This is a genomic window from Alteromonas antoniana, assembly GCF_019249295.1.
Lineage (GTDB): Bacteria > Pseudomonadota > Gammaproteobacteria > Enterobacterales > Alteromonadaceae > Alteromonas > Alteromonas antoniana.
Map to the genome: position 1 here is coordinate 1 of NZ_JAESDH010000017.1, position 15,808 is coordinate 15,808.

15 protein-coding genes are annotated in these 15,808 nt (G+C 50.0%); 4 read left to right on the forward strand and 11 right to left on the reverse strand.

Annotation, left to right across the window (positions count from 1 at the left end):
* The first annotated feature begins 329 nt into the window (after nt 1-329).
* Complete coding sequence (locus JKP77_RS14355) at nt 330-752, forward strand: PilZ domain-containing protein (RefSeq protein ID WP_218311854.1); 423 nt, start codon at nt 330-332, stop codon at nt 750-752.
* Here JKP77_RS14355 and radA read toward each other — a convergent pair.
* Nucleotides 719-2,086, reverse strand: coding sequence for a DNA repair protein RadA (radA, locus tag JKP77_RS14360; protein ID WP_218311855.1), 1,368 nt, complete (start codon nt 2,084-2,086; stop codon nt 719-721). The genes JKP77_RS14355 and radA overlap by 34 nt on opposite strands.
* A 154-nt stretch (nt 2,087-2,240) precedes the next feature.
* Between radA and JKP77_RS14365 the strand changes: the two genes are divergently transcribed.
* Nucleotides 2,241-4,772, forward strand: a complete 2,532-nt coding sequence (locus JKP77_RS14365) for a PilZ domain-containing protein (RefSeq protein WP_218311856.1) — start codon at nt 2,241-2,243, stop codon at nt 4,770-4,772.
* 345 nt (nt 4,773-5,117) lie between these two features.
* Here JKP77_RS14365 and serB read toward each other — a convergent pair whose 3' ends face one another.
* The gene (gene serB / locus JKP77_RS14370; protein ID WP_338024876.1) at nt 5,118-6,137 is read right to left on the reverse strand and encodes a phosphoserine phosphatase SerB; all 1,020 of its coding nucleotides are present in this window, start codon (nt 6,135-6,137) and stop codon (nt 5,118-5,120) included.
* Nucleotides 6,138-6,483: 346 nt separating this feature from the next.
* Between serB and JKP77_RS14375 the strand changes: the two genes are divergently transcribed.
* Nucleotides 6,484-7,155, forward strand: coding sequence for an AhpA/YtjB family protein (locus JKP77_RS14375; protein ID WP_218311857.1), 672 nt, complete (start codon nt 6,484-6,486; stop codon nt 7,153-7,155).
* Here JKP77_RS14375 and JKP77_RS14380 read toward each other — a convergent pair.
* From JKP77_RS14380 to lepA, 6 genes are all read right to left on the reverse strand, one after another.
* Nucleotides 7,119-7,892 (reverse strand): TatD family hydrolase, encoded by a 774-nt coding sequence (locus tag JKP77_RS14380; protein WP_218311858.1) that lies wholly within the window; start codon nt 7,890-7,892, stop codon nt 7,119-7,121. The genes JKP77_RS14375 and JKP77_RS14380 overlap by 37 nt on opposite strands.
* Nucleotides 7,892-8,530: a pyridoxamine 5'-phosphate oxidase gene (gene pdxH / locus JKP77_RS14385; protein ID WP_218311859.1), complete on the reverse strand. Its 639-nt coding sequence runs from the start codon at nt 8,528-8,530 to the stop codon at nt 7,892-7,894. Before pdxH ends, JKP77_RS14380 begins: the two co-directional genes overlap by 1 nt.
* Nucleotides 8,531-8,784: 254 nt before the next feature.
* Nucleotides 8,785-9,696 carry a GTPase Era gene (gene era / locus JKP77_RS14390; protein WP_218311860.1) on the reverse strand — a complete coding sequence of 304 codons (912 nt, stop codon included), beginning with the start codon at nt 9,694-9,696 and terminating at the stop codon, nt 8,785-8,787.
* Nucleotides 9,680-10,369 carry a ribonuclease III gene (rnc, locus tag JKP77_RS14395; RefSeq protein WP_218311861.1) on the reverse strand — a complete coding sequence of 230 codons (690 nt, stop codon included), beginning with the start codon at nt 10,367-10,369 and terminating at the stop codon, nt 9,680-9,682. Before rnc ends, era begins: the two co-directional genes overlap by 17 nt.
* Complete coding sequence (gene lepB, locus JKP77_RS14400) at nt 10,369-11,277, reverse strand: signal peptidase I (protein WP_218311862.1); 909 nt, start codon at nt 11,275-11,277, stop codon at nt 10,369-10,371. The genes rnc and lepB overlap by 1 nt, the downstream gene beginning before the upstream one ends.
* Nucleotides 11,277-13,073: a translation elongation factor 4 gene (gene lepA / locus JKP77_RS14405; protein ID WP_218311863.1), complete on the reverse strand. Its 1,797-nt coding sequence runs from the start codon at nt 13,071-13,073 to the stop codon at nt 11,277-11,279. The genes lepB and lepA overlap by 1 nt, the downstream gene beginning before the upstream one ends.
* A gap of 184 nt (nt 13,074-13,257) precedes the next feature.
* Between lepA and JKP77_RS14410 the strand changes: the two genes are divergently transcribed.
* Nucleotides 13,258-13,401 (forward strand): hypothetical protein, encoded by a 144-nt coding sequence (locus JKP77_RS14410; RefSeq protein ID WP_218311864.1) that lies wholly within the window; start codon nt 13,258-13,260, stop codon nt 13,399-13,401.
* An 83-nt stretch (nt 13,402-13,484) separates the two neighbouring features.
* Here the strand turns inward: JKP77_RS14410 and JKP77_RS14415 are convergent, their stop codons facing one another.
* The 3 genes from JKP77_RS14415 to JKP77_RS14425 form a co-directional block, all read right to left on the reverse strand.
* Nucleotides 13,485-13,946, reverse strand: a complete 462-nt coding sequence (locus tag JKP77_RS14415; protein ID WP_218311865.1) for a SoxR reducing system RseC family protein — start codon at nt 13,944-13,946, stop codon at nt 13,485-13,487.
* Nucleotides 13,943-15,082, reverse strand: coding sequence for a MucB/RseB C-terminal domain-containing protein (locus tag JKP77_RS14420; RefSeq protein ID WP_218311866.1), 1,140 nt, complete (start codon nt 15,080-15,082; stop codon nt 13,943-13,945). The genes JKP77_RS14415 and JKP77_RS14420 overlap by 4 nt, the downstream gene beginning before the upstream one ends.
* Nucleotides 15,083-15,171: 89 nt before the next feature.
* Entirely contained in the window at nt 15,172-15,765 is a 594-nt protein-coding gene (locus JKP77_RS14425; protein ID WP_218311867.1) for a sigma-E factor negative regulatory protein, read from the reverse strand.
* Nucleotides 15,766-15,808: the final 43 nt, after the last annotated feature.

Below are 15,808 nucleotides of genomic sequence, written 5' to 3' on the forward strand. Positions count from 1 at the left end.
GACTGATATCGGATTTTGAAGCCTTGAAAAGATCGGTCAACCGATCATCAAAATAATCTTAACTGATCGGCATTAGGTGTTCACCGGCTTTTTTTATTCTTACCCATTAGCAACGAAAGAAAGATGACACGATTTTGCCTCTGAACATACGCGGAATTTATGCTGCGAGTTATCTGATAGCTTGAGATAACCTTATTAATCTTCCCGTTTACGTCGCCACTATTTGGGAATATGACGAATTTATGTCGTTGCCAGCCTGTTTGCTATTGACCTGAGAGGATGATCTGTCTATTACTTGATATTGCGTGCAGTGAAGTCGGAAAAGCCTAATGACAGATAAAAGACAGTTTCAACGCATTTCCCTGAAAGTCGAGGGCAACTTGCGACATCAACACATTACCGTGCCGGTGGTTATCGAAGATGTTTCTCTTCAGGGGATCCGGCTTAGTGCAACAGAAAGCGCGCTGCTTGAGTTACCCTTCGACAGCCACGAGCCTTATGAAATCAGCTTTAAAGCAAACGATGACAGCCCGACTATAGTCATTCAGTTAGAACAGCTTTATCGTCAGTCAGACGCCCGTTCACCTCGCACCTTCATGGGATGTAAGGTCGCCTTTATCGAACTGGACAGTCTTAGCGCTCTGCGTCGCCTGATTATTTTAAACAGCCGCGATAACAGCTTAAGTGAGCACGACCTCGAAGCCCTGATAGACGCTATTTATTCCAGCGCATCAAGCGCTTCAGAAAGCTGAGCTACCGGCACCACCTGTAACCCGGGTACAGGTTGCTTTGGCGCATTGGCTTTCGGCACGATGGCGCGCTTGAAACCATGTTTTGCTGCTTCCAGAATGCGCTCTGTGCCATTAGGTACAGGCCTGATCTCACCGGCCAGACCAACTTCACCAAATACGATTAACTCTCTGGGCAAGGCACGGTTGCGGAAGCTCGATACCATCGACAACAGCAGTGCCAGATCCGCACTGGTTTCCGACACTTTGACGCCGCCTACTACGTTCACAAAGACATCCTGATCGTTCATCTGTACGTTGCCATGACGGTGCAGCACGGCAAGCAGCATAGCCAGGCGGTTTTGCTCAAGCCCCACTGCAACACGCCGTGGGTTCGCCATCTGCGAGTAATCTACTAACGCCTGAATTTCTACCAGCAGCGGACGAGTCCCCTCCCAGATCACCATTACACTGGAACCTGGCGCCTGGTGCTCCCCGCGACTCAGGAAGATAGCAGAAGGGTTATTCACTTCCTTCAGGCCTTTTTCTGTCATCGCGAACACACCCAACTCGTTCACCGCGCCAAACCGGTTTTTATGACTTCGTAAGGTACGAAAACGTCCGTCACTCTCGCCCTCTAACATCATTGACGCATCAATGCAGTGCTCCAGCACTTTGGGGCCGGCAAGGTTACCGTCTTTGGTAACATGCCCTACGATAAACATGGATATGTGGTGTTGCTTAGCAAAGCGAGTCAGATAAGCGGCACTTTCACGGACCTGAGAAACACTGCCTGGCGCAGACTGCACATCTGCCACATGCATCACCTGTATGGAATCTATAACCATAATGCGGGGCTTGTTCTGCAAGGCTAAATCGCAGATCGTTTCCACGTTGGTTTCTGCCAGCATCATCAGTTTGTCATCAGGGAGTCCCAGTCGCTTAGCGCGCATTGCGACTTGCTGCAACGACTCTTCTCCTGTCACATACAGCGCGCTTTCCATTGCTGCCAGCTGACACATGACCTGCAACAGCAATGTGCTTTTCCCCGCTCCGGGAGAGCCACCAATCAGCATTGCCGCCCCCGGTACAATGCCGCCGCCAAGAACCCGATCCAGCTCTTTAAAACCGGCACTAAACCGCGGTAGCGACTCAAGGTCAATAGCATTGAGCTTTTCTATTTTTGCCGCAGTTTGCCCGGCGTAGCCTGAATGTGTAGTTTTTGATGACGACGTTGCCGGACTGACAACAAATTCGCTGATTGTATTCCAGGCTTTACATTCACTGCACTGCCCCTGCCAGCGCGGGAATTCCGCCCCACAATCTGAACACACGTAGGCGGTTTTACGCTTTGCCATAATTATGTTTTAACTCGCTGTATTTCAGAGTATTCTACCACCATACTTACCCTACTTGCATACTGGCCTTTATGAACATTCGCTGTTCAGAGTTTGGCTGGCGTGCCGATAGGATACATTGAGTTGCTAATAACAAGTATTCAGAAAATAACGCATGAGCCAAGACCTGCAGCAATACGCTGACATTATTGAACAACTGAAACCAATGGTAAATGAACCTGAGTTCAATCAGGTTCTTTCTCAGGTTGCAGGCGGTCTCCCCAAAGAAAAGCGTTTTTTGATTAAAATGGAGGTAAAGCGACTCTCCCGTCCCTGCATGCGTTCTATCGATTTGCGAGGTCAGGTCGATGGTGATTGCCAGCTTTACGAATACGACGGCATCAAGCATTACCTCGACGACATTGCCATTCAAACCTTCGAGCAACAAGTCCGCGTGTTCGGACACTACAGTTTCGGTGTTTATGAAGCCGTTCAGGCGACCGAAAATAACTATCGCGTGATGCGTGAAAAAAGCGAAGCAACTCAGAAAGCAGACGAGCAGGAAGACAAGCTGAGCTCCCGCGCAAGAACGATGGCGAAGTACAACGTGCCTATCGTCAACCTGCTCGATTACTCCAGCCGCGGAACAGAACGCATGAATTTCGCGGTGGCGCTGGAGATTTTTAACGAGAGTAATCACTCTATTCGTGGGATTAGTGTGGATGTCTCCACCGAGGGCATTCAGGTCAAACTGAGCAAAGAGTCGTTGTTCAAACCCAACGAGAAAGTTCAGGTTTATTTCCGTGGTCTTGAAGACGAATTCACCATGGATAAACGCAACGGCATTGCCTATACCGTTGTGAAGATTATTCGTAAGAAAGAAATTCAGTATCTGGCGCTGCGACGCGCGAAAGAATACCCCAGCCCGGCGTTCGATCAATTTTTAGAAAGCTTTATCCACGGCAATAAGCGCCGCTATAAGGTCAACATGGCCAATACCATCGAGGCCATTGTTAACAAGTCTTGCGAGCAATATTTTTCCCCGCGCAGCCCTACGCTTCCGGTATACGTCGATGAAATCGATAACGAGCTTATCCCGCGTTACGCGATGGTGAACGAGGTGAACCGGGAAATTATTCATTACTGGAGTGATGAAGCGAACGACAGTCGTCTTGGCTTTTTAATTAATAGCAAACGACTCACATCCTTACGCCAGAAAAAGCCAGAAAAGCGCGAGATGTTCGTTTACAGCTTCACTCACCTGCAGAATGAAAAAGTGTACTTTTACTCCGCCAGCTCTGATGAACTGATGGCCAGGGACGTACTTCGAGGCGTATTCCTTGGATTTGGTTCGCGCAAAGTTAGCTGGCGGGTATTCAAGGTGACAATGACATCGATGACGCCCGACCAGGCGCATGCTCCGTTGTCCATCCCTGATAGCGTTGGCACCAAGATCAAGCGACAAAATACGCCACCCGCGCCGCGACTGATGTCGAAACTAAAAAACTTAAGATGGTTACTTCATATTACCGACATCACCAGTGACGCTGGTCAGCGACGCTACAGTGAATATAAATTCAGCCGCAACAACCTGAGCCACCTTCGCGTGTTCGGACACCCACGCAACCGCGTGCCCGAAGAAATCCGCACGTTCCGTTTCAAGCCACAGGAACAACGTCTTGAATCACGATACTTGCTGCGTTCAGCGATAGAGCTTAAGCAAAATGATACGGGCATCACGTTAAAAGGTGTTAGTGAAGATATTTCTGTACACGGTCTGCGACTGGAAGTGACCGGAGAATACAGCGGGGGAATTGACACCCCTGTTACCATCGCCTTCCCGAAGTTGCAGGAGCTTACGCGTAAGCACAATGTGATGGATTTGCAATATCAGGTAGTGCATTACAATCCTGACAGAAACATCATTCATTTAAAGAGCGTTGCAGGCGATGCTGGCCAGAGCGCACGACACTTTTTTGATGATCTGATTAAGCAAAACCGCAATACGCTGAAAAGCTACCCAGAGGAAGAAGAAGTTCCCGGCATTGGCCATGCACTGCGTATCATCAATGCCCGTAATGTGACTTCACTTTCTTTTCTGCTTAGCAAAGAAGGCGCGCGCTATAAGCCGGAAGCCAGTATCATCGGACAGCAGGATGAGCGGGTTTCCCGACTTGCCAGCCATTTTTCAGGAAAAGACCAGATAAACCTTGAGTTTATGTTCCGGGACAGAAACCTTGACTCGCCGTTTGTTCAACAGGGCGTTAAACAAGTCAAAGTGGAAAATCTGCCCATCCGACGAGAGCTTTTCATTGCCTTCGACCCATCGCAAAAAGACTCAAGAATGGCGATTATTCCTCGCTTCGATAATCAGTTTACCTCTGACGACATGCGCTATAACTTTATTCGCGAAGCGATGTCTCGTGGCCAGTTTATCGCGTTACACGTCATGCTTACCACAACCGGAAAGCCGGATCTGGACATGTTGCAGGCAGAAATTAACTATGTCAGCGTTTACGCTATCCATCGGGCAAAAGAGCTGGAAGAACGCCTCTGGAGTATTGCTGCGTGTACGCATCTGATGGATATAACTGATGAAGTCCTGTTCCGCTACAACTTCGAGCCCTCAGTCATCAATAAAAACCGTATTCTGTCTTCTCAGCATCAGGTGGAACCGAATGGCATCAAGGCACTACTGCGTGCCTGATAGGCCTCGATAGCAAGGATGTAAGGCGACCTTATCCGCTACTTTTGCGTACCGGCTTAATCCCGCGCAAACACCATATTTGCTCGTTCAGGACGTGAACTCTTCAGCGTCTGACACGCCATTTTTGTAAATGTACAGCCAGGCTGCATCAAGCTAAGCTGTTGCAGCTCATTAAAGAAACGCCAGCAAAAATGATCGGGAAGCTAACTTTTGAAAGCTGTCTTCCTGAATGTTGTCGCGATTAACGCCCCCTGCCGGTATCGCACTGTAGCGATAGAAAAGCGGCAGTGTCGATAAGCGCCTGCAAACTACTTCTGTAAAAGGCTCGCAATACCGAGGAATGTTTTATTGCCCCAGGAAGTACAGCATGGCGTGCAGCCCACTGTAACGAATAGCGACATCGGCTTTTTCATTAACAACCGGTTTCGCATGACAGGCAACACCCAGCGCCGCCTCTTTCATCATTACCAGGTCGTTTGCACCATCACCCATCGCAATGGTCTGCGTATCGGCGATCTGGTACTGCTGAGCCAGAGACCTTACTGTTTGCGCTTTAACCTCAGCGTCAACAATATCGCCTGCAACCCTGCCTGTGAGCGTTGCATTTTGCTCATCAACTTCAAGCACGTTTGCACGCGCTTCATCCAGTCCAAGCCGTCCTTTGAGATAGTCAGCAAAGTACGTAAACCCTCCCGATGCCAGCGCCAGTTTCCAGCCATGGGATTTCAATGTATCCACCAGCAACTGGATACCGGGCATCAACGGAATACTGTCGCGTATCTGCTGAAGTTGGTTTACGGCAACGCCCTGGAGACAGGCAACCCGCGAGATAAGGCTGTCGCTAAATGCCAGTTCGCCTCGCATCGCTTTAGCAGTTACCGCTGCCACTTCATCGCCCAGGCCGGCCAATCTGGCAATTTCGTCAATACATTCTATTTGTATAACGGTGCTGTCCATATCCATTACCAACAAGCCAGGCGCGGTCAGCGAAGGCTGCGCACGCTGAATACCAATGTCGATATGATATTTGCCTGACAGGGTAGACAGGGCTTTCGCCAGACCTGACTCCTGCTTAAACAGCACGGGCGCCCGCACCACTGTCTCGCCAAAGTGACCCGATAACGGGTGCAGCGACAGCGCCCCCACACAAACATATTCTTCCAGCTCACAAATCACTGCCTCACACTGCGCCAGCGTTAGTGCCTGTGCAAAGCACGTCAGCGTCGCCTGATCACACAAAGCTGGCTCGCTTTGAGACCATTGGCGACTGTGAATGTCAAAAGTGATGGCATTATGTGTTTTAAGCAGACGAGTTAACACTGGCGCTTCATGTTTTGCGCTTTCTGGAATAGAGATATCAGTCACTGCATGGCCGTTAATCTAACGAAAAAGTGCCCACATCCTAGCCCAAGATAGTGACGGCGCAAAGTCACCATCCGTAATATTTCCAAACATCTGGCTATATCCCAGTGCAGAGCACAGCTCTGTTACAAGTCCGAAGGCTCGCGCTATTATGCTCCAGCTATTTCAGCGCGTTGCCCATGACGACCGCTTCCGGCCCACCAACGGCTTGCCACAGTATGACGGCTTATACCATAGCGCCATTCACCTCTGTCGACTTGTTAATGCTTTCGGTAATATGCATTATTAGACATATAAAACCATCACTCCCGAATCCACTTTGGAGCAGAACTGACATGCAGGAGTATTGATGCAAGAAATCGCTTCTCGCACAGCATCAGAATCAGAACGTAGAGCTGAAAGGGTCACGTCTCACAGTGCCTATGTCGTAATGAAGAGGCTGGTTCATACGGTGTTGCTGTCTGTCGCAATCGCGGTGGCGATGGGAACATTACTGCTTTATCAACAACTGCAGGAAGACTGGCTGAAACTGGAAACGTCCCAACCTGGCGAACCACTTGCCAGGCAGTACAGCAAAATACTGCAGCCACACCTTCAGGCAAAAGATATTGAATCCCTCTCATCGTTGCTCACTATCCTGATGCAGGAAGAGGCGGTCATAGAAGCGAATGTATACGATAGCCGCGGGCAGGTAGTTGCGCCGCTGGAAAAATACACTCCGGTCGTCAGCAAGGCTTATTTAAGTAAAACTCCGCCGGTGGTGCATGTGCAGGATATCAAGAATGCCAGTGGTCAGGTATCAGGCTATTTGCGGGTGATGGTTGACCCGACTGTTATCCTCGGCCCGCCGCGTCAGCTGGCCCGTTCACGTTTACTGGTACTTGCGGGTTGCTTATTCCTTGCGTTCGTCCTGGGTATTTACCTGACGAGAGGCTTTTATAAAGCACGTCCTGCTATCAAAAAACGGCTTTCCGGCAGGCCAACTCAACCTGTACCCTTCGATGAGAAAAGGCGCGAATAGTTAGCGGAAGTCATATCAATCAATCGCTGCTCATCCTCGTCACGCAATTCACTTAACGATGACAACACCTGTCTGATAAATGCCGGCTCATTCCGTTTTCCCTGCCGCCCGGACATCGGCATATCTGGTGAATCTGTTTCCAGCAGCAGTGACGATAACGGCACGCTCTTAAATGTTTCTCTGGTTTTCTGCGCGCGGGTGTAGGTAATGGTTCCGCCCACGCCCAGCATAAAACCCCGATCGATATAGTCTTCGGCAACTTGCTGACTACCCGAAAACGCATGAATAATGCCACCATTTTCAAATTTCATGGCTTTTAGCCGCTCCAGCAGCAAGTGGTGCGTTTTACGGTGATGCAGGATGACAGGTAACCCGGCATCTTTCGCCATTTCAAGTTGCGTATCTAACACCGACAGCTGTTCTTTTTCGGGGATATCGACGGTGGCATCCAGACCAATTTCACCTATCGCGAGCGGCATGACGTCGCAGTGACTCAGATGTTCAGATAATGCCTGTAGCCCGGATTGATTGTCCTTGTGCAGAAAGTAGGGATGCAGGCCATAGGCGACATCGATATCCTTATATCGCTTGGAAAGTGTGACCTGGCGTTGCCAGCCATCCGGTGTGGTTCCGGGAATAAGAAACCGGCGCAGGCCTGCTTTGCGCGCCCGGGCAAGCACGCTATCAATATCATCCTTGAACGTATCGAAGTCCAGATGGCAATGACTGTCTATCATCAGGGCATCAGTCTTTGACTGTGCCAGTGTTCCTGATCATCCTTGTTATATTCAAACCTGTCATGAAGCCTGTCTTTGCCTCCCTGCCAGAACTCGATCTGGTGTGGTTTTACACGATACCCACCCCAAAAATCCGGGACCGGTAGCGTCTTATCAGCGAACTTTTGTTTGAGTTGGGAAAACTGCGTCAACAACAATTCCTTTGTGGAGATTGGCTGACTTTGCCTGGATGCATATGCGGCAATCTGACTGTCTTTCGGACGTGACAGAAAATAACTGGCATTTTCTTTCAGCGAGAGCTTCTCCGCTATCCCGCACACCCTGACCTGTCTTTCCATGAAAAACCAGGGAAAGTGGAGCGACACATTCGGGTTCTCGGCCAGTTCACGGGCCTTGCGACTACCCAGGTTGGTATAAAATATAAACCCGTCTTCGCTGACATCTTTTAACAGTACGATTCGCTGCGAAGGCTGTCCGGATGCAGACACCGTAGCTACCGTCATTGCCGTAGGATCGGGAATTTCTGCCTCAATGGCATCGTTTAGCCAGCGCGAAAATAAGGTGATGGGATGTTCGGTAAGATCAGCTTCGCTCAATTGCCCTTTGGTGTACTGGCGACGCATATCCGAAATAGCCATAGCAACTCCTTGGTGCGGGTATACAACGAGTCAATATGCCGTAACCTTTCGAGCCAGTACGGCAAATTGACACAGTAGAAAATGGCCTGTGAAGGCGGATAACAAAAGCGCATTTTGCATCAAAGCCGCTGGGTCGTACCATTGGTACTAAAGGTTACACGGACGATAACTGCAGCCGTCTTTCGTTAAGCAACGAGTCCGACATCAGCGCTTTTAACGAATCAGACGATTCATGTCTGTCGTCTCTTAATACTTCAGTATTCGTCACCGTAGCCGAGAGAACGCAACGCGCGCTCATCATCAGCCCACCCCTGTTTCACTTTTACCCAAAGCTCTAAAAATACTTTGTTATCAAACAGGTTTTCCATATCTTTACGGGCCTGCTCGCCAATAGTTTTGAGATGGTGTCCTTTTTTTCCAATGACCATCCGCTTTTGGGTTTCGCGCTCAACCAGGATAAGGCCGCTGATACGGTATACCCCGTTTTCTGTCATCTTGAACTGCTCAATTTCAACAGTTGTGGAATAGGGTAGTTCATCCCCAGTGAAACGCATCAGCTTTTCACGAATAATTTCCGCTGCCATAAACCGGCTTGAGCGATCGGTAATATAATCATCCGGATAATAAAAGTCACTTTCCGGTAAGCTATCCATCACCAGCGTACGTAAATCATCCACCATCTTGCCCTGTTTTGCACTGACAGGAACAATATGCTCAAAGCTGTGTTTTTCTGAAAGCACCCGTAGCTGTTGCATCAGGGCTTCTTTATCTTCAACCTTGTCGACCTTATTCACAATAAGATACGCAGGCAGACCGGAGTTCCTGACTTTCTGAAGTACCATTTCATCGTCGGTTGTCCAGCGCGTGCCTTCAACCACCATCAGCACCAGGCCCACCTCGGCCAGCGAACTCGATGCGGCGCGGTTCATAAAGCGATTTATCGCTCGCTTCTCCTCCTGGTGCAGTCCCGGCGTGTCCACATAAATGGCCTGGCAATTTTCTTCAGTATCAATGCCTAGGATACGATGACGAGTTGTCTGTGGCTTGCGCGATGTAATGCTGACTTTCTGCCCCAGCAAGCGATTGAGCAGCGTTGATTTACCTACGTTGGGTCTGCCGACAATAGCGACAAGGCCACAGCGCGAACCATTATTTTTCGCTGTCATCAAGTACCTCCAGCGTGAGTCTGGCGGCTTCCTGTTCCGCTTTGCGACGGCTGTTTCCGGAACCAAACACCGGCTTTTCCAGTGTAGTCACCTGACAGCTGACTTCGAATGTCTGGGCATGATCTTTACCAGAAATAGACACGACCTCATAGTTGGGCAGTGGCTGTTTTCTTGACTGTAAATATTCCTGCAACCGCGTTTTACTGTCTTTGGGATGAGCATTGGGATCCAGCTTTTGAATACGCGACTGCCACAGATCCAGAATAACGGTGCGCACTGCCTCGAAGCCGGCTTCTAAATAAATCGCACCTAAAATCGCTTCTACTGCATCAGCAAGAATGGAACTGCGGCGGTGACCGCCGCTTTTCAGTTCGCCCTGCCCCAGCTTGAGCAACTCGCCAACACTGGTCTCTCTGGCCAGCTCGGCAAGGGTTTCCCCTTTTACCAGCGTCGAACGCATACGGGTGAGCTTGCCTTCCGGTACTGCCGGAAATTGCTGAAACAACTGTTCAGCGATGACCATTCCAAGTACGGCGTCGCCAAGAAATTCAAGCCTTTCATTGTGGTTTTTCGCGGCACTGCGGTGGGTCAGCGCCTGCTCAAGCAGACTGCTGTCCTCAAACCGATAATTGAGTGCCTTGTATAACCTGGCATATTTGTCTATGCCCTGCATTAATCGATTCCACCTACTCGATTAAAGCGAACACCGGTCGGGATCCACGACGGTAATGCGCTGTCAGGGCCACGCTCAAATTCGAAGCTGATCCAGATAGCCACGGCTTTACCAACCAGGTTGTCGTCAGGCACAAAGCCCCAGAAGCGACTGTCGCGACTATTATCGCGGTTATCACCCAACACAAAATACTGGCCTTCCGGTACTATCCATTCATTACTGCGTGTGCCTGGCTGCGTCCAGAAATTCGCAGCGCTGATGTCCCGTGTGGGGTGGCGCAAAATATCATGCTCAACATCACCTAACTGCTCGCTGTAGCGCATCAGTGGTGCCATTTCCTGAACAAAGTCGCCGCGACTGACAAATTCCAATGGCACTTTTGTAAGGCCTTGGCAATCACTGCCGCCGTCACACTTAGGCTTGATATAAACCTGTTTGTTTCGATACACAACGGTATCACCAGGCAGTCCTACCACACGTTTAATGTAGTCAATGTTTGGCTCTTCCGGGTATTTAAATACCACAACATCGCCACGCTCGGGCTCGCCGGTTTCAACCAGTTTTTCACGAAAAACCGGATCTTTAATACCGTAAGCGAACTTCTCGACCAGGATAAAGTCCCCCACCAGCAAGGTTGGCATCATAGAGCCAGATGGAATTTGGAATGGCTCATAGATAAATGAGCGCAATACCAGAACGAAGGCAATCACCGGAAAAATCTGCTGAGACGTGTCTACCAGATATGGCAACTCTGGCTGGGGATCCATTGCAGAGCTACTGCCTGCTGCCGCTGCCGTCTGTGCCATCCGCGCTTTACGCTTTGGCGCAAATACCAGACTGTCAACCAGCCAGATGAGGCCCGTCGCAACGGTCAGAAAAACCAGCAACAACGAAAAATAGTTTGCCATTATTTACCTACCTTCAATACTGCTAGGAATGCATCCTGCGGCAGCTCTACGTTGCCTACCTGTTTCATTCTCTTCTTCCCTTCTTTCTGCTTCTGGAGCAGCTTTTTCTTACGGCTCACATCACCACCATAACACTTGGCAATAACGTTTTTACGCAGTTGTTTTACTGTGCTTCTGGCCACAACATGGTTACCTATCGCTGCCTGTATGGCGATGTCGAACATCTGGCGAGGAATCAGCTCGCGCAGCTTGTCCACCAGTTCGCGACCACGACTTTGCGAATTATCTCTGTGAGTGATCACAGCCAGTGCATCAACCCGTTCACCATTAATCAGGATATCCACCCGTACCATGTCAGACTGCTGGAAACGTTTGAAGTTATAGTCCAGAGAGGCGAAGCCGCGACTGGTTGATTTCAGACGGTCAAAAAAGTCCATAACGACTTCTGCCATCGGCAGTTCGTAGGTCACAGCAACCTGCTTACCATGATAGGACATGTTCGTTTGCATACCACGCTTTTCAACGCACAGGGTAATCACGTTACCTAAAAACTCCTGGGGCACCAGAATATTCGCCTCAACCATCGGCTCGTGAATTTCTGCGATATCGTTCACTGGCGGCAGCTTAGAGGGGTTGTCCACCTTAACCACCTCGCCTTTGGTTGTGACGACTTCGTAAATTACCGTGGGTGCGGTGGTGATAAGCCCAAGATCGTATTCGCGCTCCAGACGCTCCTGAATGATTTCCATGTGCAGCATGCCAAGGAAGCCAATCCGGAATCCAAAGCCCAGTGCGGCTGAACTCTCTGGCTCATAGAAAAGCGACGCATCATTGAGGCTTAACTTGGCCAGCGCATCCCGAAAATCTTCATAATCGTCTGAGCTAATGGGGAAAACGCCGGCGTACACCTGCGGCTTTACTTTCTTAAAACCCGGCAACATTTTATCAGCCGGTTTCTTCGCTAACGTAATGGTATCGCCCACTGGCGCACCATGTATTTCCTTAATACCAGCGATAACAAATCCCACTTCTCCGGCACGCAGCACGCCAGTTTCAACAGGTTTTGGCGTAAAGATCCCCACTTTATCCGCCTGATGGGTCTGCCCGTTCGACATGATTTGAATCTTGTCTTTCACGTTCAGTTCGCCTTCCATGATGCGGACCAGTGACACCACGCCCTGATAATTATCAAACCATGAATCAACAATAAGTGCCTTCAGCGGAGCTTCACGCTTACCTACCGGCGGAGGAATTCTGTTGACGATGACTTCCAGCACATCTTCAATGCCAACGCCTGTTTTTGCTGAGCAACGCACCGCATCGACGGCATCGATACCAACAATATCTTCAATTTCTTCGGCAACGCGATCGGGCTCAGCCTGAGGAAGGTCAATTTTGTTCAGGATAGGCACCACTTCCATATCCATATCAATAGCGGTGTAGCAGTTTGCCAGTGTTTGCGCCTCGACACCCTGACCGGCATCAACTACCAGCAGCGCACCTTCACACGCGGCCAGTGAGCGCGATACTTCATAGGTGAAATCTACGTGTCCCGGCGTATCAATGAAATTTAACTGATAGGTCTCGCCATCGCGGGCAGTATAGTTAAGCGTTACGCTCTGCGCCTTAATGGTAATGCCACGCTCACGTTCGATATCCATAGAATCGAGCACCTGCTCTGCCATCTCACGATCTGCCAGTCCACCACAGTGTTGAATAAGACGATCAGACAACGTGGACTTACCGTGATCGATATGGGCTATGATACTGAAATTACGAATGTGCGAATGTTGCATAATGCTGGAAAATACCTGCAAAAAAATTAACGTTAAACTATGACCAATCCACGTAGATAACGGCACGCCTGACGCCAGTGAGCCCCGCTTGCGATTAACGGAAACGTCTGCAAAGCAAACGTGTCCTGATTAACTCTTACGTAAGCGAACGGAAACCCGATTTCGCCATGCTGTACGGTTATCTATGTGGATTGATATTACCTCGCTGCCTGGCTTTCCAAAGCAGCGATTCCCCGCGGATCCTGTGATTTCAGAGACCAGCGCGGAGCGTGCGGATTTTACCGATTTATTGGCCGAAAAGCGAATGAAGTCAGCGAATAGTCGCTAAATAGCGGCAGGAATTGCGTCAAGTGAACCAGCCAGAAATATCTGGAGGTTTATTGTGGTGTGATCAGGCTTATTTTTTGCCCGCTAGGCAGCTGCCCGCCCATCTTCGACTTTGGAGAGCAGCACGGGCTGAAACCTTGCACCATCCATTTTCTTCAGCAGACCTGAGATAACGACAAACCCGGCCAGTGTGGACAACCCAGCGCCCGCCAGCACCCAAAGTTCACTGGCAAGTCCAAGTGCCGGCAACATCGTGTTGAACAACGCTGCGCTTACTATAAACACCAGCAAGGGGACGACGTAAAGCAGCGCCGAGGCACTGACAATACCGGCTTCCGGAATACCCACGCGCACCGTATCCCCCACGGTAACGGGCATGGGAGACTGTAGCGTCAACTGTTGTGTTTTCGGCGCAATTGCACGGGAAATTGCGCCGGTGCCGCAGTCTGATTGCGCCTGACAGGTTGAACAAGTGGTTTTAATCGCCGCCTCTACCGTTATCCAATCCCTATCAACCGCAACAACGGTGGCCGTTTCCGTAATCAATTGCCACTCCCGGTCAAAGACAATGAGGTTGCAATGGATTGCGCGGTCTTAGGCGGGATCTCGCCCACTACAGTAACCTGTGCTTTTCCATCAGTAAGCGTAAGAAAGGTATTCAAATCATGGCGTAAGACTAAATCTGAACCTAATGCCTCGTTTGCAGGCTGCACGTAGACAGACACATCTACCAGCCCGTCACTAAACATTTTGTACTCGACAACCTGCCCCGTCAGCGCCAGACGACGAATATCTCTGCGCACCTCCTCCATACCGGTAGGCAAATAGGTCACTTCCCAGTTATGCTCGCGGGTTTTGGCAGCTGAAATCGCCATTGGCTTGGGTAATGATGCCTGGTTGACGCGATGAAAATATTCATGAGGGTCGTCTGTGATGGTTAGCGCTGTTACCTGTATCTGCTCGAGCAACACCCCCTGCAAATCCAACATGTTCAGCTTAAGCAGCATGCCGGTTTTTTCATCCAGCCACAGCTGATAGTTGAAGCGGCTGTTGTCGCGACTGACGATACGAATTTGTTGTGCCGGCCGCCCGGCCACGCGGGCTCGTCCTACACTGACGAACTCGTAACCGTCTCTGAGACTATCCGGGTGATAAAGCAGCTCACTTGGGATGGGGCCGTTTATGTATTCTGAACGCAGGCTGTAAGGAGGCACGTCGGGTTCAAACACACTGACCACATCACCATCGCGGATCAGTTCCCTGCCCGGTCCGTTTTGCAGATTTAACTGTTCCATCGTGCGGCCGTCCTTCATAACGGCATGTCGCCACAAATAGGGCACCGTTTCCTGCCCTGCCCGGCTTTGTACAAAAGAAGCCTGAAAGTTCAACTCGCGCGTAGCGGCAGTCAGTCGGGCCAGCCAGTCTGACGTCGTCATCTCTGGTGTCGCGTTTTCAGAGTGAAAATAGGAGGGTTGGGTCTCGCCAGACTGGGTCTCAACAGACTGGGTCTCAATAGACTGGGTTTCAGCCGAATTGCTATCACCGGACTGGGCCTCTGAAGACTGTGTATCAGTAGGCTCGGTCGTTGACGAGGGACGTTCAGTCTGACCTTGTTCCGTTAAAATAGTATCGGGCTGAGAAACATTATCCTGCGCATACGCAGTGTTAAGCGTTAATGACATTAACGCAGCGAATTTTACTCCCCTTGAAAACAAACGTACCAGCCGGAGAGAGGCTGGTACGTTACGGCAAATAGTTATCATTTAATTAATTACTGTGGACTGTCTTCAGAACCGCTGTTTCGCTTAGCTTCTTCGCTCTGCTCTTCCGCCTGCTTCAACATAACCTGCTGCTCGTGATCGGCAATAAGTGCATTCACTTTACGCTTTTTCTCCAGCATAGTTGCCATATCGTTACGGGGTAACGTTCGGGTTTGCTGAAGACTGACTGGCGACAAGCCCCCCTGAGGCATTACCGTCGGTGCAGTCATAAATGGTTCATCCGGAGTCACTGGCTGGTTAAATTGCTGGTAACCCAGAATCAATGCCGCTGCCACAGACGCAGCCACGGCATACTGACCAGACTGCTTAGCAAACGGCACGACACTTCCTAACACAGGGATTTTACTCCATCGTGACTTCTTAGGTGCCATAATAGTAGGTTCATCTTCAAGCGCTTTGGCTACGCTTGCCGTGATATCCAACTGCGGTGCTACGCTGGCTTCTTTGCGCAGTCCGCTTCGAATCACGTGATAACGCTGCCACTTGGCTTGCAATGCGTCATCTTGCTTAATTGCATCAATGATGTCATTGCCTTCTGTTTCACCGTCCATGAATGCGGACAATTTTTCTTGCTGTTGCGTCATATGCTCAAATCCTGATCATAGTGATCATTTACCACCCTAACAC